This window comes from Sulfitobacter sediminis, from assembly GCF_040811725.1.
In the GTDB taxonomy this organism is placed as follows: Bacteria; Pseudomonadota; Alphaproteobacteria; order Rhodobacterales; family Rhodobacteraceae; genus Sulfitobacter; species Sulfitobacter sediminis.
In genome coordinates this window covers 82,199-102,718 of the sequence record NZ_JBFNXX010000004.1, presented here as the reverse complement: position 1 = coordinate 102,718, position 20,520 = coordinate 82,199, and the positions used below count along the sequence as shown (strand labels likewise).

Annotated in this window: 21 protein-coding genes; 4 read left to right on the top strand and 17 right to left on the bottom strand. The window is 63.8% G+C overall.

Features of this window, described 5'->3' with window-relative positions:
- Nucleotides 1-200: 200 nt before the first annotated feature.
- From AB2B41_RS06655 to AB2B41_RS06645, 3 genes are all read left to right on the top strand, one after another.
- A complete protein-coding gene (locus tag AB2B41_RS06655; protein ID WP_367876981.1) occupies nucleotides 201-2,654 on the top strand; it encodes a ligase-associated DNA damage response DEXH box helicase in 2,454 nt (817 codons plus the stop codon).
- A gap of 170 nt (nucleotides 2,655-2,824) precedes the next feature.
- Nucleotides 2,825-3,487 carry a ligase-associated DNA damage response endonuclease PdeM gene (gene pdeM / locus AB2B41_RS06650; RefSeq protein WP_367876980.1) on the top strand — a complete coding sequence of 221 codons (663 nt, stop codon included), beginning with the start codon at nucleotides 2,825-2,827 and terminating at the stop codon, nucleotides 3,485-3,487.
- Nucleotides 3,488-3,495: 8 nt separating this feature from the next.
- Nucleotides 3,496-3,915: a PaaI family thioesterase gene (locus AB2B41_RS06645; protein ID WP_367876979.1), complete on the top strand. Its 420-nt coding sequence runs from the start codon at nucleotides 3,496-3,498 to the stop codon at nucleotides 3,913-3,915.
- 19 nt (nucleotides 3,916-3,934) lie between these two features.
- On the opposite strand, the gene folD is transcribed toward AB2B41_RS06645, so the two are convergent.
- The 16 genes from folD to ruvC form a co-directional block, all read right to left on the bottom strand.
- Nucleotides 3,935-4,837 (bottom strand): bifunctional methylenetetrahydrofolate dehydrogenase/methenyltetrahydrofolate cyclohydrolase FolD, encoded by a 903-nt coding sequence (folD, locus tag AB2B41_RS06640; protein ID WP_367876978.1) that lies wholly within the window; start codon nucleotides 4,835-4,837, stop codon nucleotides 3,935-3,937.
- Nucleotides 4,838-4,960: 123 nt separating this feature from the next.
- Nucleotides 4,961-6,637 (bottom strand): formate--tetrahydrofolate ligase, encoded by a 1,677-nt coding sequence (locus tag AB2B41_RS06635; protein WP_367876977.1) that lies wholly within the window; start codon nucleotides 6,635-6,637, stop codon nucleotides 4,961-4,963.
- A gap of 142 nt (nucleotides 6,638-6,779) precedes the next feature.
- Complete coding sequence (locus tag AB2B41_RS06630; protein WP_367876976.1) at nucleotides 6,780-7,361, bottom strand: MOSC domain-containing protein; 582 nt, start codon at nucleotides 7,359-7,361, stop codon at nucleotides 6,780-6,782.
- A 111-nt stretch (nucleotides 7,362-7,472) separates the two neighbouring features.
- Entirely contained in the window at nucleotides 7,473-9,398 is a 1,926-nt protein-coding gene (gene ftsH / locus AB2B41_RS06625) for an ATP-dependent zinc metalloprotease FtsH (RefSeq protein WP_367876975.1), read from the bottom strand.
- Between the two features lie 99 nt (nucleotides 9,399-9,497).
- Nucleotides 9,498-10,694, bottom strand: coding sequence for a tRNA lysidine(34) synthetase TilS (gene tilS, locus AB2B41_RS06620; protein ID WP_367876974.1), 1,197 nt, complete (start codon nucleotides 10,692-10,694; stop codon nucleotides 9,498-9,500).
- Between the two features lie 64 nt (nucleotides 10,695-10,758).
- Entirely contained in the window at nucleotides 10,759-11,547 is a 789-nt protein-coding gene (gene ybgF, locus AB2B41_RS06615) for a tol-pal system protein YbgF (RefSeq protein WP_367877205.1), read from the bottom strand.
- 67 nt (nucleotides 11,548-11,614) lie between these two features.
- Nucleotides 11,615-12,133: a peptidoglycan-associated lipoprotein Pal gene (gene pal, locus AB2B41_RS06610; protein WP_367876973.1), complete on the bottom strand. Its 519-nt coding sequence runs from the start codon at nucleotides 12,131-12,133 to the stop codon at nucleotides 11,615-11,617.
- A gap of 101 nt (nucleotides 12,134-12,234) precedes the next feature.
- Nucleotides 12,235-13,554 (bottom strand): Tol-Pal system beta propeller repeat protein TolB, encoded by a 1,320-nt coding sequence (tolB, locus tag AB2B41_RS06605; RefSeq protein ID WP_367876972.1) that lies wholly within the window; start codon nucleotides 13,552-13,554, stop codon nucleotides 12,235-12,237.
- Between the two features lie 148 nt (nucleotides 13,555-13,702).
- Nucleotides 13,703-14,821 (bottom strand): energy transducer TonB, encoded by a 1,119-nt coding sequence (locus tag AB2B41_RS06600; protein ID WP_367876971.1) that lies wholly within the window; start codon nucleotides 14,819-14,821, stop codon nucleotides 13,703-13,705.
- A gap of 3 nt (nucleotides 14,822-14,824) precedes the next feature.
- On the bottom strand, nucleotides 14,825-15,304 hold the full coding sequence (tolR, locus tag AB2B41_RS06595; RefSeq protein WP_367876970.1) for a protein TolR: 480 nt from the start codon (nucleotides 15,302-15,304) through the stop codon (nucleotides 14,825-14,827).
- A gap of 3 nt (nucleotides 15,305-15,307) precedes the next feature.
- Entirely contained in the window at nucleotides 15,308-16,003 is a 696-nt protein-coding gene (tolQ, locus tag AB2B41_RS06590) for a protein TolQ (protein ID WP_367876969.1), read from the bottom strand.
- Between the two features lie 93 nt (nucleotides 16,004-16,096).
- On the bottom strand, nucleotides 16,097-16,495 hold the full coding sequence (locus AB2B41_RS06585) for a YbgC/FadM family acyl-CoA thioesterase (RefSeq protein WP_367876968.1): 399 nt from the start codon (nucleotides 16,493-16,495) through the stop codon (nucleotides 16,097-16,099).
- Nucleotides 16,492-17,115 carry a hypothetical protein gene (locus AB2B41_RS06580; protein WP_367876967.1) on the bottom strand — a complete coding sequence of 208 codons (624 nt, stop codon included), beginning with the start codon at nucleotides 17,113-17,115 and terminating at the stop codon, nucleotides 16,492-16,494. Before AB2B41_RS06580 ends, AB2B41_RS06585 begins: the two co-directional genes overlap by 4 nt.
- 81 nt (nucleotides 17,116-17,196) lie before the next feature.
- Nucleotides 17,197-18,216, bottom strand: coding sequence for a Holliday junction branch migration DNA helicase RuvB (gene ruvB, locus AB2B41_RS06575; RefSeq protein WP_367876966.1), 1,020 nt, complete (start codon nucleotides 18,214-18,216; stop codon nucleotides 17,197-17,199).
- A 48-nt stretch (nucleotides 18,217-18,264) separates the two neighbouring features.
- Nucleotides 18,265-18,927: a Holliday junction branch migration protein RuvA gene (ruvA, locus tag AB2B41_RS06570; RefSeq protein WP_367877204.1), complete on the bottom strand. Its 663-nt coding sequence runs from the start codon at nucleotides 18,925-18,927 to the stop codon at nucleotides 18,265-18,267.
- Nucleotides 18,924-19,427, bottom strand: a complete 504-nt coding sequence (gene ruvC / locus AB2B41_RS06565) for a crossover junction endodeoxyribonuclease RuvC (RefSeq protein ID WP_367876965.1) — start codon at nucleotides 19,425-19,427, stop codon at nucleotides 18,924-18,926. The genes ruvA and ruvC overlap by 4 nt, the downstream gene beginning before the upstream one ends.
- A gap of 333 nt (nucleotides 19,428-19,760) precedes the next feature.
- Between ruvC and AB2B41_RS06560 the strand changes: the two genes are divergently transcribed.
- Entirely contained in the window at nucleotides 19,761-19,970 is a 210-nt protein-coding gene (locus AB2B41_RS06560) for a DUF1127 domain-containing protein (RefSeq protein WP_367876964.1), read from the top strand.
- A gap of 148 nt (nucleotides 19,971-20,118) precedes the next feature.
- On the opposite strand, the gene AB2B41_RS06555 is transcribed toward AB2B41_RS06560, so the two are convergent.
- Nucleotides 20,119-20,472 carry a hypothetical protein gene (locus AB2B41_RS06555; RefSeq protein ID WP_367876963.1) on the bottom strand — a complete coding sequence of 118 codons (354 nt, stop codon included), beginning with the start codon at nucleotides 20,470-20,472 and terminating at the stop codon, nucleotides 20,119-20,121.
- Nucleotides 20,473-20,520 lie beyond the last annotated feature (48 nt).

The window sequence follows — 20,520 nt, the reverse complement described above, 5'->3', positions numbered from 1 at the left end:
AGTAGAGAGCCAGATCGTCAAGAACGAATGATTTGAGAAAATGCGTCTCAAATCATTCGTGCAACAACACGCCAAATTTGCTCCGGCTTCTCCCTCCTCTTTCTGGCCAGATAAAGTCCCGGGGGTTTGGTGGCAGCGCCCCCAACCGACAGCGTGTTTCAGGGCTGGCCCCCGATCCGCCAGGTGCTATCTGTCCCCCTATGCGTCCCCTGCCCCCAAAGTTCAAAAACTGGTTCGCCTCCAAGGGCTGGTCGATCCACCCCCACCAGCAGGACATGCTCAACCGCGCCGACGCCCCCGCACTCCTGCTCATCGCACCCACCGGGGGCGGCAAGACGCTCTCGGGCTTCTTGCCAACACTGATCGACCTCGCCGACGGGCAGCACAAGGGCATGCACACCCTCTACATCTCGCCCCTCAAGGCTCTCGCCGCCGATATCAAGCGCAACCTCACCACCCCCGTGCAAGAGATGGGCCTGCCCGTCACCATCGACGAGCGCACGGGAGACACCTCCACCACCCGCCGCAAGCGCCAGCGCGCCGATCCGCCGCATATCTTCCTGACCACCCCCGAAAGCCTCGCTCTTCTGGTCAGCTACGACGATGCGCCCAAGATGTTCGCGGGCCTCAAACGCGTGGTGATCGACGAGATTCACGCGCTGGCTGAATCCAAACGTGGTGATCAACTGATGCTGGCCCTCGCCCGCCTCCAGACCCTCTGTCCCGATCTCAAACGCGTGGGCCTGTCCGCCACCGTCGAGGACCCGCAGGCCATCGCGCACCTCATGGCCCGCCACCCCGATACCTGCGACATCCTGCTTGCCGACCCCGGCCCCGCCCCCGACATCCGCATGCTGACAACCGAGGAAGCCCCGCCCTGGTCCGGCGGCGGTGCCGCCTACGCCATCCCGGCGGTGCTCGAAGAGGTGCGCAAACACAAGACAACGCTCATCTTCCACAACACCCGCGCGCAGGCCGAGATCTTCTTTCATAACCTCTGGCTTGCCAATGACGACGGTCTGCCCATCGGCATTCACCACGGCAGCCTCGACCGCGAACAGCGGGCACGGGTCGAAGCCGCCATGGTGCGTGGCGATCTGCGCGCCATCGTCTGTACCGGTTCGCTCGACCTCGGGATTGACTGGGGCGACGTGGACGTCGTTATCCAGATCGGGGCGCCCAAGAACGTCAAACGCCTCGTCCAGCGCATCGGCCGCGCCAACCACCGCTACAACGCGCCGTCCAAGGCCCTGCTGGTTCCGGCGAACCGCTTCGAAGTCGTCGAATGCGTCGCCGCCCTCGACGCGGTCCTCGCAGGCGATCTTGACGGCGAACCACGCGGCCCCGGCCCCCGCGACGTGCTCTGCCAGCACATCCTGATCACCGCAGCCGCCGGCCCCTTCGACGCCGACCGCCTCTATGCCGAGGTCACCTCCGCGGGGGCCTACAGCACCCTGCCCCGCGCGGAATTCGACGACTGCCTTGATTTCTGCGCCACGGGCGGCTACGCCCTGCGCGCCTACGACCGCTGGCAGCGACTGGTCCAGCGCCCCGATGGCCAATGGCAACTGCGCGACCCGCGCGCGGCCCAGCGCATCCGCATGAACATCGGCACGATCCAGGAAACCGACACGCTCAAGGTCCGCCTGCGCCGCAATCGCGGCGGCAAACCCCTGGGCGAGATCGAGGAAGGCTTTGCCGCCTCCCTGACCCCCGGCGATACCTTCCTGATCGGCGGCCAGATCGTCCGCTACGAGGGCCTGCGCGAAATGACGGTCGAAGTCAGCCGCGACGCCACCTCGAAACCCAAGATCGCCACCTTCATGGGCACCAAATTTGCCACCTCCACCCAGCTCTCCAGCCGCATCCAGACCATGTTCACCCAGGACAGCTGGCCCGAGCTGCCCGCCCACACTGCCGAATGGCTCCACCTCCAGCGCGAGGTCAGCCAGTTGCCGCACCCCGGTCGCCTGCTCATTGAAAGCTTCCCCCATGATGGCCGCGCCCAAACCGTCGTCTACGGCTTTGCGGGCCGCAACGGGATGCAGACATTGGGCCTTCTGCTCAGCAAGCGGATGGAAGAACTTGGCCTGAGCCCCATGGGCTTCGTCGCCACCGACTACGCCACGCTGATCTGGGGCCTCGATCCGGTCAAGGACCCCGCACCGCTGTTCGACATCGCCGCCCTGCGCGACGGGCTCGAGACATGGCTTGCCGGGAACGCCGTGATGAAACGCACCTTCCGCGCCAGCGCCACCATCGCCGGGCTGATCGAGCGCAACACCCCCTCCGCCCGCAAGACCGGACGGCAAGCGACCTTCTCCAGCGATATCCTCTACGACACGCTGCAGAAATACGACCCAGATCACCTGATGCTGCAAATCACCCGCGAAGAAGCCCTGCGCGGCCTCGTCGATTTCGGTCGCATCGAAGAGATGATCGCCCGCGTCGGTGACCGCATCGACCATCAGCGCCTCAAACGCGTCACGCCGCTCGCAGCCCCGCTGTTCCTCGAAGCAGGCCGCGTCCCAGTTAAGGGCGACGCCGAGGAACGCCTGCTGGCGGAAGAAGCCGCACGGTTGATGGAAACCTCCGGCCTTGCCCAACTCACTCCACCCCCCTCCAACAAACCCAAATGGCGCGTCGGCTGGTAGATTGCGCTGACCTTCCCCCTCTTTCTTGCCATATCAATTCCCGGGGGTCGCCCTTTGTGCGCCATCGCGCAAGCGCAAAGGGCGACGGCAGAGCCCCAGCCAACAGCCGCAACGAGAACCGCCACCTACCCCCTCTTGCCAAATCACCCCGTTTCAAACATGAACAAAGGATGAACGCCCACGACTTCGCCCTCGCCTCAGCCAGCCTCAAAGCGCTCCCCTCCGGTGCCCTCTGGTGGCCCGACCAGGCACTTCTCTGCGTCAGCGACCTGCACCTCGGCAAGGCCGAACGCATCGCCCGGCGCGGCGGCACGCAGCTTCCGCCATACGAGACCCGGGACACGCTTGCTCGGCTTGCCGCCGATCTCGACACTACCCGCGCGCGCCGCGTCGTCTGCTTGGGCGACAGCTTCGATGATCTCGGCGCGGCCATGGCGCTCCCCGAGGAAGAAAAGCTGTGGATCGCGCGGCTGCAGGCAGGCCGGGAATGGATCTGGGTCGAGGGCAATCACGATCCCGGCCCTGTGGATCTTGGCGGCACCCATCTGAACGAACTGTCCCTCGACCCGCTGACCTTCCGCCACATCGCCGAACCGGGCGCACGGGGCGAGGTATCCGGTCACTACCACCCCAAGGCCAGTATCCCGCTGCGTGGCCGCACTCTCACCCGTCCCGTCTTCCTCTATGACAGCGACCGCCTGATCCTGCCCGCCTACGGCACCTACACCGGCGGTCTCGACTGCCGCTCCCCCGCGCTCGCCCCCTTGATGCAGCCCGGTGCCTGTGCTGTGCTCACCGGCAAGACCGCCGTCGCGGTCCCGATGCCAAGATAGGACCGCCCATGGACACCGCCGCCCGCCAGAGGATATTCGACAGTTTCGCCGCGCAAAGCATGATGAAAACTCTCGGCGCGGAACTGAGCCACGTGGAGGAAGGCCATGTCCGTATCACCTCACCCATCCTGCCCGGAGCCCTCCAGCAACAGGGCTTCGGCCACGCGGGCCTCACCTTTTCCATCGGTGATTCCGCCGCAGGCTACGCGGCGCTCACAACCTTGCCCCTGGACATGGAAGTGGTGACCGCCGAGATCAAGGTAAACCTTCTGGCTCCGGCACGCGGCGACCGTCTGATCGCCACGGGCCGCGTGATCAAGCCCGGCAAACGGCTCTGCGTGGTGGCCTCGGAAGTCCACGCCGAAGCAAACGGCCAGACCACCCTGATCGCGGTGATGCAAGGCACGATGGTTCCGGTGCCGACGTAATCCGGGCAAAACGCGCAGCTTACGCGGTCAACCCCTCCGGCTCCGCCAGCCCGTTCGCCCGGCAACAGGCGGTCAACGTGTTTGCCAGCAGGCAGGCAATCGTCATCGGCCCGACACCGCCCGGTACCGGCGTGATCGCCCCCGCGCGCGCGGCACAGCTCTCAAAGTGACAATCCCCGACCAGCCGCGTTTTGCCCTCGCCCTTCTCCGGCGCGTCGATCCGGTTGATGCCCACGTCAATCACAGTGGCGCCTTCCATGATCCAGTCGCCCGGCACCATCTCGGGCCGCCCCACGGCGGCCACGACGATATCGGCACGACGGACCACGTCGGCAAGGTTCTTCGTCCGGGAATGCGCAATCGTCACCGTGGCACTGTCGTTGAGCAGCAACTGCGCCATCGGCTTGCCCACGATGTTCGACCGCCCGATCACCACGGCATCCATCCCCGAGATCGACCCATGGTGATCGCGCAGCATCATCAGGCATCCCAGCGGCGTGCAAGGCACCATCGACTTCTGCCCCGTTCCCAAAAGACCCACGTTCGAGATGTGAAATCCGTCCACGTCCTTCGCGGGATCAATGGCATTGATCACCAGGTCTTCGTTCAAATGCTTGGGCAAAGGCAATTGCACAAGGATCCCATGCACTGCCGGATCGCTGTTCAGCTTCCCGATCAGTGCCAGCAGATCGGCCTCCGAGGTGTCCGCCTCCAGCCGGTGCTCGTAGGAGTTCATGCCCACCTCGACCGTCATCTTGCCCTTGGACCGCACATAGACCTGGCTCGCGGGGTCTTCCCCAACCAGCACCACGGCCAGACCGGGGGTAATGTCGTGCTCCGCCTTCAGCCGTGTCACATGTTCCGCCACCTGGCCGCGCACCTTGGCGGCGAAAGCCTTCCCATCAATCACAGTCGCTGCCATTCCGGGCGCTCCCCCTGCTTCATCTTTCTAATACAACTCCTGCGCGCCGGAAATCCCGGGCGCGCCGCTCACCGGCGGGATGCCGTCCCCCGTAAGGTGCGCATTCCCTGCGCACCCCAGCCCTTAGAACAGCCCTTCGACCTGGCCTTGCGCATTCAGGCGGATCGTCTCCGCCGAGGGCACGCGCGGCAGGCCCGGCATGGTCATGATCTCACCGCAGATCGCCACCACGAAGCCCGCACCCGCACTCAGGCGCACCTCGCGCACCGGGATATCGAAGCCGGTGGGCGCGCCGCGCCGCTCGGGATCGGTGGTAAAGCTGTACTGCGTCTTGGCCATGCAGACTGGCAGGTTGCCATAGCCCTGATCTTCCCAATCCTTCAGCTGCGCGCGGATCTTCCCGTCCATCACCGCGCTTTCGGCCCGGTAGATGCGCGTCGCGATGGTGTTGATCTTGTCGGCAAGGGAAATGTCATCCGGATATATCGGCGCGAACTTCGCCTCGCCCCGCTCGATCACCTCGACCACCTTCGAAGCTAGGTCGGCGGAGCCTTCGGACCCCAGTTCCCAATGCCGCGACAGCACCGCTTCGGACCCTTGTGCCGCGACGAAGTCCTTGACCGCCTGCACCTCGGCATCCGTGTCGGTGACGAAGTGGTTGATCGCCACGACCACCGGCACGCCGAAGGATTTGACGTTCTCGATGTGCCGCCCCAGGTTGGCGCAGCCCGATTTCACCGCCTCGACGTTCTCTTTCCCAAGGTCCGCCTTGGCCACGCCGCCGTTCATTTTCATCGCCCGCACCGTCGCCACGACGACGACCGCCGAAGGTGCCAGCCCCGCCTTGCGACACTTGATGTTCATGAACTTCTCGGCCCCAAGGTCGGCCCCGAAACCGGCCTCCGTCACGACGTAATCCGCCAGCTTCAGCGCGGTCGTCGTCGCGATGACCGAGTTGCAGCCGTGGGCGATGTTGGCGAAGGGACCGCCATGCACGAAGGCCGGATTGTTCTCCAGCGTCTGCACCAGGTTCGGCTGCATCGCGTCCTTCAGAAGCACCGTCATCGCGCCATCGGCCTTGATGTCGCGGCAGAAGACCGGGGTCTTGTCCCGGCGGTAGGCCACGATCATATCGCCCAGACGCTTTTGCAGGTCCGCAAGGTCCTTCGCCAGGCATAGGATCGCCATGACCTCCGAGGCCACGGTGATGTCAAACCCGGCCTCGCGCGGGAAGCCGTTGGCGACGCCACCCAGGGAACAGGTGATCTGCCGCAGCGCCCGGTCGTTCATGTCGACGACACGACGCCAGACAACGCGGCGGGTGTCGATCTCAAGCTCGTTGCCCCAGTAGATGTGGTTGTCGATCATCGCCGACAGCAGGGAATGCGCCGAGGTGATTGCGTGGAAATCGCCGGTGAAATGCAAGTTCATCTCTTCCATCGGCACGATCTGCGCATAGCCGCCCCCGGCAGCCCCGCCCTTCATCCCGAAGTTCGGCCCCAGCGATGCCTCGCGGATACAGACCGCCGCCTTCTTGCCGATCCGGTTCAGGCCATCGCCCAGACCCACGGTAGTCGTGGTCTTGCCCTCGCCCGCGGGCGTCGGGTTGATCGCGGTGACAAGGATCAGCTTGCCGTCGGGGCGGTCCTGCACCGAGTTGATGAAGCTTTGCGAAACCTTCGCCTTGTCATGGCCATAGGGCAGCAGGTCGTCCGCCGAGATGCCCAGCTTTTCGCCGATCTCCTGGATGGGACGCTTTTTCGCCTCGCGTGCAATTTCGATGTCGGATTTGTAAGCCATGGAGAATCCCCTGTTGCAGATCGGCTTGGTGTTGCCCCCTCATATCGTCAGGGGGACGGGGAGACAGGTTGCATTTCCGACATTTCCACCGCCCGATGCGGCGAGCGGTCGCACATCCGTTTCGTTTCGGAAACGATGCGCCTTATTGGTGCGCACAGGGCCGCTGATCCGGGACATGCAGCCGCAGGGTGTCGCCAAGGGCCAAAAGCCCCTCCCGCTCGACCCAGCCGGTCACACCCTGCCTGCCCCGCGCGGCTGCCTTGAACCCCTGCCCATGCCCCGGCGCATCGCATTCGATCTCGCGCGCGGGCAAGTTGCAGGGACCGTTCTCTACGTCTACGACCAATGTCGTGCCATTTTCCGCCTGCAACCGCGATCCCGGCGGGACATGGGTGAAATCGGGGATACCCCGGATCACAAGCGAGACGCCAAGCAGCCGCGGGTCAAGCGTCTCCAGCCCGATGGCCTGCGCGATTTCGTCCATCTCTTCCGCCGACAGAATGCTCAGCTGGCGCGTATTGCGGATTTCGGTGCCGATGGGGTGCTGCTGTTTCACCCGTACGCAGGACTTGCGGGTCAGTCCGGCGTGGAAATCGCCCTCGAATCCCGCATAGGTCGCCCGAGCGCTTTCAACCGACTGCGACCGGATATTCGGCCGGTCCTGCGGCACCATGCCGAGCCAGGTTATTTCGGCGATGTGATCGGTCGGTCTCAACTCTGCCATCTGTGCCTCCTGCGGTTGCCGACAGACATTGAAACGCGACCAGCCAAATGAAAAGGCCCTGCCAAAGCAGGGCCTCATAACATTTTGTGAGGATGTCGAAACCGTCCGCGATCAGACCGAAGGCTCCGGCTCCATCCCGCCATCCGAGGGCGGCGTGGACTTCTTGCCCTTACCCTTGGCCTTGGGAATGGCCGTCAGGCTGGGCTTGTCGCCCGTGTCGTCGTCGTCCTCGCCCTTTTCCGGGATCGGCGGCAGACCATCCATCACGCGCTTGATCTCGGCACCCGTAAGCGTTTCGTACTCCAGAAGCCCCTGCGCGAGGCGCTCGAACTCGCCCTCGCGCTCCTTGATGATCTTGAGCGCCCAGTCATAGCCGTCCTGGATGAACCGCTGCACCTCTTTCTCCACCAACTCCTTCGTGCTGGCCGAGACCGAGAAGCCAGGCGTGTTGCCGGAATAGCCCTGAATGGCTTCGGAATAGTCGATGTTGCCGACCTTGTCCGACATGCCCCACTGCAGCACCATCGCCCGCGCCAGCGCCGAGGCCTGCTGGATGTCACCGGCGGGACCGTTCGACACGCTTTCCTCGCCGTACTTGTGAATCTCGGCGGCCTTCCCTGCCATGGTCATGGCCAGGCGCTGCTTGCACTCGTCCTTGAACATGTTCAGCCGGTCCATTTCGGGCAGGCTCATCACCATGCCGAGCGCACCGCCGCGCGGGATGATCGTGGCCTTGTAGACCGGGTCGCACTTGGGCAGCGTCATGCCGACCAGCGCGTGACCGGCCTCGTGATAGGCCGTCATTTCCTTCTGCGCCGCCGTCATGACCATTGAGCGCCGTTCGGAGCCCATCATGATCTTGTCCTTGGCGTTCTCGAAATCGACCATCATCACGAAGCGCCGCCCCAGACGCGCAGCACCCAGTGCCGCCTCGTTCACGAGGTTCGCAAGGTCCGCACCCGAGAAACCCGGCGTGCCGCGCGCGATGATGCGCAGGTCCACATCCGGCCCCAGCGGGGTCTTGCGGGCGTGCACGCCAAGGATTTTTTCCCGGCCCTTGATGTCGGGGTTGCCCACCGTAACCTGCCGGTCAAATCGGCCCGGACGCAAGAGAGCGGGGTCCAGAACATCCTTACGGTTGGTCGCGGCGATGATGATCACGCCTTCGTTGGCCTCGAAACCATCCATCTCGACCAGAAGCTGGTTCAGCGTCTGCTCGCGTTCGTCGTTACCACCGCCGTAGCCTGCGCCACGATGGCGACCCACGGCGTCAATCTCGTCAATGAAGACGATGCAAGGCGCATTCTTTTTCGCCTGCTCGAACATGTCGCGCACACGGGATGCACCGACACCCACGAACATCTCGACAAAGTCGGAACCTGAAATGGTGAAGAACGGCACGCCCGCCTCACCCGCGATGGCACGGGCCAGAAGCGTTTTACCGGTACCCGGAGGCCCCTCAAGCAGCGCACCTTTTGGGATCTTGCCACCGAGACGCGAGAATTTCTGCGGGTTGCGCAGGAATTCCACGATCTCTTCCAGCTCTTCCTTGGCCTCGTCAATGCCCGCCACGTCGTCAAAGGTCACGCGGCCATGCTTTTCAGTCAGCATCTTGGCCTTGGACTTGCCAAAGCCCATGGCACCGCCTTTGCCGCCGCCCTGCATGCGGTTCATGAAGTAGATCCACACACCGATCAGCAGCACGATGGGCAACAGCGACATCAGGAACGTCTGGAACCCCGATTGCTGCTGCGGACGCGCCTGTATCGGCACGTTATTGTCGAGCAGAAGGGACGTGATTTCAGCGTCTTCCGGCTTGATCGCGACAAAATCACTGCCGTCGGTCTTGCGAAAGCGCACCTGTTCCCCGTCAAGCGTCACGTTGCGGACCTGACCGCTTTCCACGGCGCTCACGAATTCGGAATAGGTGATTTCATTGCTCTGCAGGTTGCCGCCCGAGCCGCTGAAAAGGTTAAACAACGCCAACACCAGCAACATCAGCACGACCCAGAAAGCAAGATTGCGTACGTTTCCCAAGGGAATTCTCCTAATTTCTTCGGCCTGAACCTCGCGGCGGGGCCAATGGCACATCCATCCCGTGCCTTTGACTATAAGATAGAGATCATGAGCGCAGGTTCAATGCGATAGTAGTGCGGCAAAAAAGGCATCGGGTCCGCCCTCAAGCTCTGCCGCCCAGTTTTCCGCAAAGCCCGCCAGAGGTGCCGAGATCAGCTTGTCGCCCTGCCAGACGCCCGGGACGGATTGCAGGACCACATGTGGCCTGCCTGACGCCCGCCAATCGGGGCATTGCTCGAGCCCCTGTGGCCCGAGCGCCCGAATACAAAGGCTGTCGTCATGTTCGGCGGGATAAGAGGGGTACATCCACCATCTATCGTCCCAAAGCGCATCGGAGCGTGTGCACAGATCTCGAACCGCGTGGTATTCTCGGAAAATCCAGATACGGGCAGCGATCCGCCGGATATGGCAGCCGCTGAGCGTGCCGGCCTGCCCCCTTTTGAGGGCCGCCATCACCGTGGCCACGGCGGCGCGTCGTGGCCGTGGTTGAGCGCCGCTGAGCCAGCCGATGGCCCGGACGATCAGGCGGCGCTGAATTTCGTCCGGTTGCAACCGGAGGCCTGTCTCGTCAATCACGATGGCGCCGGCCTCGATCTCAACGATCTGCTTGGCGGCCAGAAAGGTCTGCCAGTCAAGTGCCCGGCGCGCCTGCGACAGGTGATCGGCAACCTCGCTCAGCACGTTGGCATCGATGCCCAGGTCGGAGAGCAGCCTGAGCGCCTTGCGTGCCTTGATCCGGTCGAAACGGTCATCGTCGTTGCTGGGATCGTCGATCCATGGGACGTGGTTATTCCTCAGATAGGCACGAAGGGTTTCGCGGCGGGTCTTGAGAAGCGGCCTTACCCAGGTGATCCCTTCGCGCACGGTCCGCGCCTGCATGGCCGAAAGCCCATCCACCCCGGAGCGACGTTGCAGCCGCATCAGCACTGTTTCTGCCTGGTCATCCGCGGTATGGGCCACGGCGACGGTATGGATGCCGTATTGTTGCGCCCAATCGGCGATCTTGGCATACCGCGCGTTTCGTGCGGCCTGCTGAAGATTTCCCTGCCCGCTCCAGTCCTCCCAGACAAGCGTATCATGGGGCACGCCGATCTCGGTGCAGTGGCGCGCCACCTTGTCGGCCTCGGTCGCCGCCTCGGGCCGGAGCCGGTGGTCCACGGTGACCGCGTGAAGCTCGATCTTGTGGATCTCGCAGAACTCTCGCATCAGGTGCAGGAGGGCCATGGAGTCGCTCCCCCCCGACACCGCAATGCCCATCACACGGGGGGGATGCGGTAGGAACGCCTCCTGCAGATATTTGGGGAGACGCTCCGACATATTCTCAGGAACACCCGATGCTGCGGCGTTGCTCCTCGGCACGCGCCACGTAGGGGCTTTCGGCAAAGCGGATGCCCACTTCACCAAGGGTAACGCAGGCCTCCTGCGTCTGTCCCAGTGCGCCCAGCGACCGGCCCAACTCAAACAGCGCCTGAGGGGCAATGGGTCCTTCGGGTGACGCGCTGAAGCTTGCCAGGTAAGCGCGGGCGGCCTCGCGGGTGTCGCCCAGCTTGTCCAGCGCCTCGCCCCTGCGCAGATCGGCCTCGGGCCCTAGCGGTCCGCCCGGGTAGGTCTGATTGAAGGTCGCAAAGAGGTCCGCGGCGGCGCGAAAGTCACCTGCAGCGAGCGCCTCCTGCGCCCGCTGGAAATCCGCCTCTTCACCTACGGCCAGAGAAGCCTGGTCGGTCGGTGTGGCGGGAGAGGTGAGCGGCGCCGGTACCGAAGTCTGATCCGCTCCGCCCAGCGTCGTCATCTCTCCGAGGGTCGAGACATCGCCGCCCTCAAGTTCCACAAGGCGAAACTCAAGGTCCCCGATGCGCGCCGTGCCATCCGCCACGATCCGGTTGATGCGGTTCTCAAGCTCCTCGGTCTTGGAGGTCAAGCGCTGGAGTTCGCTTTCCATTGCGCTCACGCGATCCAGAACCGTGCTTCCCGCGACATTCACGCCCGCACCGCCCGTGGTCGACAACTCGCGCTGAAGCTTGCGCACCTCGGTAAAGAGGATCGTCAGCTCCTGCCTGATATCCGCAAGTGTCTGATCGTCCTGCGCGTAAAGGGAAATGGGGCTGAACATCAGCCCCACTGCAAGCGTCAGGAAGATATGCAACCGTTTCAAGAGCAATGTCCCTCGCGTTTCGGCATCAGCTTGTCAGCCCGCCGGCCAGCACGGTGACCGCGCGGCGGTTCTTTGCATAGCAGGCTTCGTTCGAACAGATCTCGATCGGACGTTCCTTGCCATAGCTTATCACACGCAGACGGGATGCGGGCACCCCCCGCGAAATCAGGTATTCCTGCGCCGCATTTGCCCGGCGCGCGCCGAGGGCAAGGTTGTATTCCCGGGTCCCCTGCTCGTCTGCGTGACCCTCGATCACCGCCTGGTAGTCGGCGTTGGTCAATAGCCAGGTCGCTTGCGCATCGAGCGTCTGGCGCGCCTCCGTGGTCAAGGTGGACTGGTCCACGGCAAAGAGCACCCGGTCACCCACGGACTGCTGGAAGAATGCCGCCGAAGTCGGGTCGTTCGCACTGCCTGGCACGATGGCGCCCGCGCCCGAATTGCCCAATGTGCCGCCTGCCCCATCCGCGCCGAAACGGTTGGGGTTCGTACAGGCAGAAAGCGCAAGCCCCGCCACCAGTGTCACCATTGTCACGACTTTATTCATGTCCGGTCTGCCTCTGTTGTTTGTGTCAATGATTATTGTCAGTTTTCGAAATTGTTAACATTTCCTGACGACGATTGGAATTGCCGCCGTGATGGCGCCGATCAATTCTGCAAGGGTGACCATGACGGGTCCGATCCGCCAGACGGCGTATTGACCGGGCGCAGGTTCCGCCCGGAGATATCGACGGAGTAAAGCGTCGAAGACCCCGTCGCCCCCTGCGTTTCGCGCGAGAACATGATAACCCGCCCGTTGGGGGCCCAGGTGGGCCCCTCGTCGAGGAAGGAAGCAGTCAGCAGCCGCTCCTGCGAGCCGTCGAGCCGCATCACACCGATGTGGAAACGCCCCTTGTTCTGCTTGGTAAAGGCCACCAGATCGCCGCGCGGCGACCAGACCGGCGTGCCATAACGCCCCTCGCCGAAGGAGATGCGCTGCGCCTCGCCCCCGTTCGCGGGCATGATGTAAAGCTGCTGCGTGCCCGAGCGGTCACTTTCGAAGACGATCCGGCTGCCATCCGGGGAATAGCTCGGCGCGGTTTCGATGGCGGGCGTGTTGGTCAGACGCGTCGACTGTCCGGTATTGATGTCCATCGTGTAGATATCCGTGTTACCGCCCTGGGTAAGCGAATAGACCACAGTCTGCCCAGAGGGGGAGAAACGCGGGGCAAAGCTCATGGTGCCTTCGGCGCTTTCCAGTACCCGCCGGGTGACAGAGCCGATGTCGAGCACGTAGATGCGGGGAAATCCGCTTTCGTAGCTTGTGTAGAGGACACGGTCACCGGTGGGTGAGAAGCGCGGCGCCAGCACGATGGTGCCCGAATCCGTCAGGTACTGCACATTCGCCCCGTCGTAATCCATGATCGCGAGGCGCTTCTTGCGGTCGTCCTTGGGGCCGGTCTCGGAGACGAAGACGACGCGGCTGTCGAAATAGGGGCCCTCCCCGGTGATCCTGGTATAGACCGCATCGGCCACCTTGTGCGCGATGCGCCGCCAACCATCGACGGTGCCGGAGAACTGCAACCCATTGCCAAGCTCGGCGCCTGAGAAGACGTCATAGAGCCGGAACTTCACATTCAGCGCATTGCCCTGCACGTTGACCGCGCCCGTCACCAGCGCCTGCGCGTTGATGGCCTTCCAGTCGGCGAATTGTACCGGCGCGTTGAAATCGCTCACGGTCGAGATGAAGGCGGAGGCGGGAATTTCCCGGAACAGACCGGTACCCGTCAGATCGCCCGCCACCACGCGGGCCAGATCGCCCGCCATCTGTCCGGCTTCCGCCGTCTCTGCCTGGAAGGTCGGCACCGCGATGGGCAGCGGTTCGATGATCGCCTCGTCGATGATGATGCGCAGCGGTTCCTGCGCCTGCGCGGGTTTGCCCAAAAGAGCGGCAACCCCGAGGCAAATGCTCAATACCAGATGTTTCATGGGGTGTACGTCCTCTGGCGTGCGCGCGGCATGTCTATTTCGCGCCATTTGAAAGGGAATTTCAGGGGAATAACAGCCTGTCGCGCCCCCTCGACCGGGATCGGCGGCTTTTTCCGCGCAAAATCGCCGATTTGTGATCCGTGCACCATCAATATCCCATCTTTCTGGGGTCAAAGGTCATCTCGATTGTCTGCCACTGGCCATATTTTTCCGCCGGAAGGTCGAACCCGCCCGACCCGCAGCGGATGATGGCGCGGCGGGCGGAATCGAAGACCCGGCGCGCCGCGGCGTCAGAGCCGCCGCTGAAGCTGAGCATGCGTATGGTATCGATCACAGGTGTGCCGTTCTGGTTCATCTGAACCCCGATCACGACCGTCGTCGCCAGCGCCTCGGAGGATAGCGACCCGATATTCCAGCATTGCGCCACTGCCACGCGCAACGCCTCGCGCTCACCCGCAGTGAGCGGCGGGCCAGTGGGCGTCGGCGTCGACACGGCCTGTTCGGCGGCCTGAAGGGCGGCCAGCACGTCGTCGTTGTTGACCGGTGCGGGCGCCTCCTGTGCCGGGGTCTGCGGCGCTGCAGGTTCCGGCCTTGGCGCCTCAGCGGTTTGCTGCGGCGGGGCGGAGGGCCTGCTTCCGGGAGGACGGGCCGATCGCGCGGGCGCGCTTGTGGCCTCGGTTACGATCTCGGTTGTCGCTTCCTCGGGCGCTGTCGCTTCCTGCTGTTCCTGCCGGGGTGCTTCGCCCTCGGCATCCGGGGTCACCGCCTGTTGTTCGACCGGATCGGGCGTTGCTTCGGGCTGCGGCTGGGCGACCGGCTGCGGAGCCACGCGTTCGACGGGACGGGGGGCCGCTTCTGGGGCAATCTCTGGCACGAGAACGGCGACGTCGCTCACGGGCTCCTGCAGGTCAGGTGGCGTATCTTCCACCTGGGTCTCCGGCCGCAGTTCCAGCTCGGTCACCTCGGGCGGGCTGTCTTCGGACGGTGTCTCGGTCTGTACCGGCGCAGGCAGCTCGATCGCGGTATCCGGGTTCGAGGCAACTTCGGGCGTTTCCACAGGGACGGAGGGCGCAGCGGGCTGGGCCACTTCGGTGGCACTCTGTGGCGGTCTCTGGGCCGCCAGCATCGCTTCGAATTCCGCGCCGCTAATCACCGACACCTGGGTCAGCTCGAAAGGCTCGTGCGCAGGGCGCAGCCATCCGCCAATCAGCATCCAGAGGATCAGGACCAGATGACCAAGACCCGAAATGACATGCCCGGTATGCACCGATCAGTTCCCGCTCGACGCGCTGCCATCGAGAGCCGGGCCGCCGATGTCCGTCACCAGACCGATATCGCTGAAACCGCCCGCGTTCAAAGCGCCCATAACTTCCATGACCGAAGCGTAGGGCACCGCACCGTCGGCTCGCAGGAACACGCGGTCGCTCGCTCTTTCGGCTGCGATGGCCCGCAGGCGCGTGACAAGCTGGGTCCGGTCCACCGGCGTTGTCTGGATCTGCACGTCGCCGCTGGCGGTGACAGTGATGGTGAGCGGCTCTTCCTGCTCTGTCGGCAGGGCACCGGCCGCACTCTTGGGCAGTTCCACCGGAACACCCACTGTCAGCAGCGGTGCCGCGACCATGAAGATGATCAGCAGCACAAGCATCACGTCGACGAAAGGCGTGACGTTGATTTCAGACATTGGCTGAACCCGTGACCGCTTGCGCCCGCGCCCGCCGCTGCCTTTTTTCTTGATGACGCCCGCGCCCATGGCCTAGCTGTCCAACTGACGGCTGAGGATGGTGGCGAATTCGTCGGCAAAAGCCTCATGCGTGCCGATCAGCCGCTCGCTGTCCGCGCTCAGCTTGTTGTAGAAGATCACCGCCGGAATCGCGGCCAAAAGGCCGAGGCCCGTGGCCAGAAGCGCCTCGGCGATGCCGGGGGCCACAACCGCCAAGTTGGTATTCTGCTGCTCGGCGATCTCGATGAAGGCGTTCATGATCCCGATCACCGTCCCGAAAAGGCCGATGAAGGGCGCCGAGGAACCGACCGTCGCCAGCACGGTCAGCCCCTTCTGCAGCCGCTCGGCCTCCTTGGCGATGGCCACATCCATCGACCGGTCGATGCGCGCCGTGGCCCCGGGGATAAGGCCCCCATCGTCCCGGTGCGAGCGCCGCCATTCGCTCATGCCTGCGGCAAAGACCTTCTCGGACGGTCCATCCGGCTCCGCTCCGATCTCGTCAAAGAGTCCGTCCAGCGGCTCGCCGGACCAGAAAGCCCGGTCAAAGCGCTCCGCCTCGGCCCGCGCGGCACGGTAGGAGATCAGCTTTTGAATGATGATCGACCAGGACCAGAAGGAGGCAATGATCAGCATGATCATCACCAGTTTGACCGTCAGCGTCGCGCGCATGAACAGTCCCCAAACGGAGAAATCAATCTCCCCGGCCAATGCCAGCGTCTCTGCTTCCATATACCCGCTCTATGTTCTGCCTCTGGCCCTTGTTTGTGGGCACTTTGGAGCGGAATTTATCCAAACGCCGCCGCGAACACCAGAGGATTGCATTCAGCCCTTCGGATCGACCAGTTGTGAGCGGAGTTTCGCTGGCAGGCGGGTGGGTTTTCCCGCCGTGGTCATGCAGACCGCGATCACCTTCGCGCGGAAGATAAGATCATCACCCCGTAACACCTCCTGATCGAAGACCCAGCGCACTGCCCCTTGCGCGTGATGCGTCGTGCGCACCTCCAGCCGGTCGCCAAACCGCGCGGTGCCAAGGTAATCCGCCTCCACACGGGTGATCACAAAGACGATATCCTCGTCCCGCATGGCGCGCTGATCGACGCCCATCTCTTCCACGATGTCAGATCGGGCGCGTTCTATATACTTGAGATAATTTGCATAATAGACGATGCCCGCCATATCGGTGTCTTCGTAGAAGATGCGGACGGGGAACGTATGGCTCATTGCGTGACCTCGATGCGGGCGGAAAGGCGCAGCGCGTGCGAGGCGTCCTGCGCCGCATGCGGCAACACCGGATCATAGGCCGCGCGGATCAATCCCGCGATGTCCGGGCGCAAGATGGTGGTCTCATTAGCAACCATCAGAGGCGAACGGTCCTGAAAAGCATTATCCGACCACAGCAGGATCGACTGGACGATCTGGCTGAGGGCAAGCGTCTGCGCGGGCACGTCGCCGAGGTGCTCGTCCATCCGCAGGAAGACAAAGCAGGCCTTGATCGCACCCGTCTTGTCAAAGCGGAAGAACCGGTACTGGTTCGCCTCCGCCGCCTCCAGCCGCTCGACCAACGGCGCAAGGTCGGGGACCAGCCGGTCCATTCCGGGGACGTCCAGCAATTCCTTCCAGTCGCGAAAGAAGAACATCATCAGGTTCGACCCCAGCTCGGCGTCCATCTCGCCCATGTCGTGACCGGCCAGCTGGCAGACCGCCTCGATCGCCCCCTTGACCACCTCAAGCGTGGCGTCGTCCACGCCAAAGACCACCGGGCAGATCGGCCGGCCCCAGCGGGCAAAGACGAAACTGTCATCCGAGCGCGTGAAAAGCGCCTCGATCTCCTCCGGCTTCACAACATCTCTCCCACGGACAACCGCCGCCGTAACGCGCGCCCCACCCGCTTCATCTTTCCAATACAACTCAAACCCGACCTCTCAACCAAACAGATCGCTCTGGCCCCTGGGTGCCTCCATCCCCAGATGCGCCCAGGCTTTCGGTGCCAGCATCCGCCCGCGCGGCGTGCGCTGAATGAGTCCCTGCTGCAACAGGAACGGCTCAATCACTTCTTCCAGCGCATCGCGACTCTCGGACAAGGCCGCCGACAGCGTCTCGATCCCCACGGGCCCGCCAGCGTAATTCTCCGCGATCAACGTCAGATACCGCCGGTCCGCCCCGTCTAGCCCAAGATGATCCACCCCCAGCCGCGTCAGCGCCATATCGGCCAGCTCGCGCGTCACGCGCCCGTCGCCCTCGACCAGCGCGAAATCCACGACCCGTCGCAACAGTCGGCCCGCAATGCGCGGCGTGCCGCGCGCCCGCTTGGCGATCTCGCGCGCGCCACCTTCGTCCGCCGGTGCCCCCAGCTTGCGGGCGTTGCGGTCGACGATGATGAAAAGTTCGTCCTCGGAATAGAATTGCAGCCGCGTGGGAATGCCGAAGCGGTCGCGCAGGGGCGTCGTCAGCAGGCCCATGCGCGTTGTCGCGCCAACCAGTGTGAAAGGCTGCAATTCAATCCGCACGGTGCGCGCGGCGGGGCCTTCACCGATCACGAGGTCCAGTTCGAAATCCTCAAGTGCCGGGTACAGCACCTCCTCCACCGCCGGGTTCAGCCGGTGAATCTCGTCGATGAACAGCACGTCCCGCGCTTCGAGATTGGTCAGGATCGCCGCTAGATCGCCGGCCTTGGCCAGCACCGGCCCCGACGTCATGCGAAAACCGACGCCCAGTTCGCGCGCCATGATCTGCGCCAGCGTTGTCTTGCCAAGACCGGGGGGGCCGTGAAACAGCGTATGGTCCATCGCCTCGCCCCGCTGTTTTGCCGACTGGATAAAAACCCGCAGGTTCGCCCGCGCCTCGGCCTGCCCCACGAATTCATCGAGGTACTGCGGCCGCAGCGCGCGGTCCACGTCCTCGGGCAAGGGCTCGGGCCTTACGGTGGGGTCGATGTCAGTCACGCGGTTCCCTTAGCGAAGAAAGCCCGGCAGGGGCTTGATGAGCGCACCCTATCCCTTGGGCGCGAGGAGTTTCAACGCGGCCTTGATCAACTCGGGGGTCGATGCCCCCTCCATCTCGCCCGCCGCCTGCGCCACCGCACCCGCCGCATCGCCGGGGCTGTAGCCCAGATTGCCAAGCGCCGAAAGCGCCTCGGCCTGAGCAGAGGATTGCGCCGGTGCCGCAGGCCTGCGCGGGGCGGCCACGGGTTCCAGCACCTCGGCCTCCGCCTTGCCCTGCGCCTGCGCCAGCGTGCCTGACATCGCCATGACCGACGGGGCCTTGTCCTTGAGGTCAAGCACCACGCGCTGCGCGATCTTGGGGCCGATGCCCTTCGCGGCTTTCACCGCGTTCCAGTCGCCCAGGGCAATCGCGCGGCTGACCCCATCAGGCCCCAGCTTTCCAAGGATTGCGAGCGACGCCTTCGCCCCCACCCCCTGCACCGAGGTCAGCAGGCGGTGCCATTCCTTCTCCACCAAGGTCTGAAAGCCGAAAAGCTGCATCAGGTCCTCGCGCACCACCAGATCGGTATAGAGCGCCGTCACCTCGCCCACGCCGGGCAAGGCTGCGAGCGTGCGCTCCGAGCAATAGACAAGATACCCCACGCCACGCACGTCAATGAGAACGTGATCCGCGGCGCGATAGTCGATGCGCCCGGTGATCTTGCCGATCATGCCCGCGCCCTCGCCACCGCCAGCGACAGGGCGCTGCATTGACCGTGATGGGCATGGCAGATCGCGATGGCCAGCGCATCGGCGGCATCGGGGCCTGCGAATTCAATCCCCGGCATCTGCATCCGGACCATATGCGCCACTTGCGCCTTGTCCGCGTGGCCCACGCCCACGACGGTTTTCTTGATGGTGTTGGGGGCGTATTCCCCCACCGGAATGCCCGCCTGCGCAGGCACCAGAAGGGCAATCCCCCGCGCCTGACCAAGCTTCAGCGTACCCGCGCCGTCCTTGTTGACGAAAGTCTGCTCAACCGCCGCTGCGGCGGGCGCATGGGTCGCGACCACCTCAGAAAGTTGCTGGTGCAGGGAGAGAAGCCGCTCTGCCAGAACCTCGCCAACCCCGTGGCAAATGCCGTTGGCTACGTGAAACAGCCGGTTGCCGGTGACGTCGATCACCCCCCAGCCGAGGTTTCTCAGCCCCGGATCGATGCCGATGATCCGCATATCCGCCTGCCCTGTCTCAAATTGTTGCTTTTTTGATGCACTAGCACGAAACGCGAACATCCGCCAAGCCTTTCCGTCCCATGCCCGTTTGCGACATCGCGCTTGTCGCAGGTTGAACACATAGGTCATTTCCGCCGCACGCCCGTCCGAATACGACACCGCGGAAGACAAAATTATCCCAATATTTACCATAGTTTAGCCAGAAATCGAGCTATGCAAAAATTGCAGATCACACATGCATTTGCATCCCTTGCCGCAATGCAGCAGAGCGCCTATCTGCGCCTCAGAACGCCGGGACAACCGGCTTAACCCTTTGATTGAAGGACGGTCCAAATGGCAGCTTTTGACACCACCCGCACCGCATACGGCTCCGCGACCGCCGTCTCCGGCTTTTTCTCCCGCGCCCTGGCCACTGTCGTGGCATGGAACGACGCACGCGTGACCCGCAAGGCGCTTTCCGCGCTTTCCGATCGCGAGCTTGAGGATATCGGCCTCGTGCGCGGCGACATCGACATGGTCGCCAACACTGAGTTCTTCCGCTAAGCCGGAAGACGGTCCGGCGGGACAGAAATGACCCGCGGACGTACTGCCTGAAACAGGTAGCCAACAGAAAGCCGCGCCCTGATCAACTGGAGCGCGGCTTTTTGCTTGCCGGTCGCGTGGTTCCGGGCGGCCCTCCTGCCGCCCGAACTCAGCGCATCACCGGGCCGACGGAGTTTGCGACAGCTTCGGTCACCGGGTCGATCTTGAGGGCCTTGGCGCCGATCTTTTCGATCATGGTGCCGTTTTCCAGCTTGGCCAGCCGTTCGTTGTAGGTCACCGGACCATAGGCGGCCAGCACCAGCGACTTGAAGGACAGGAACCCGATCAGCATCACCATCACGAGCTTCAGCACGCCGGCGCTGGGAAGAAAGTGGGAACGCCTGGGCTCGGCCACCAACAGGCCATTGCTGTCGATGCGCGTGCGATAGCCCTTGGCAATTTTCGCGCGCTTGTTGCCGTGCGCGTTCAGGCGTTGGATAAAGTGGTCGTGCGTCTCAACCATGGCAGCATTCTTTCGTCCAACATCGGCCCCCACCGCTGTTAGGAACTT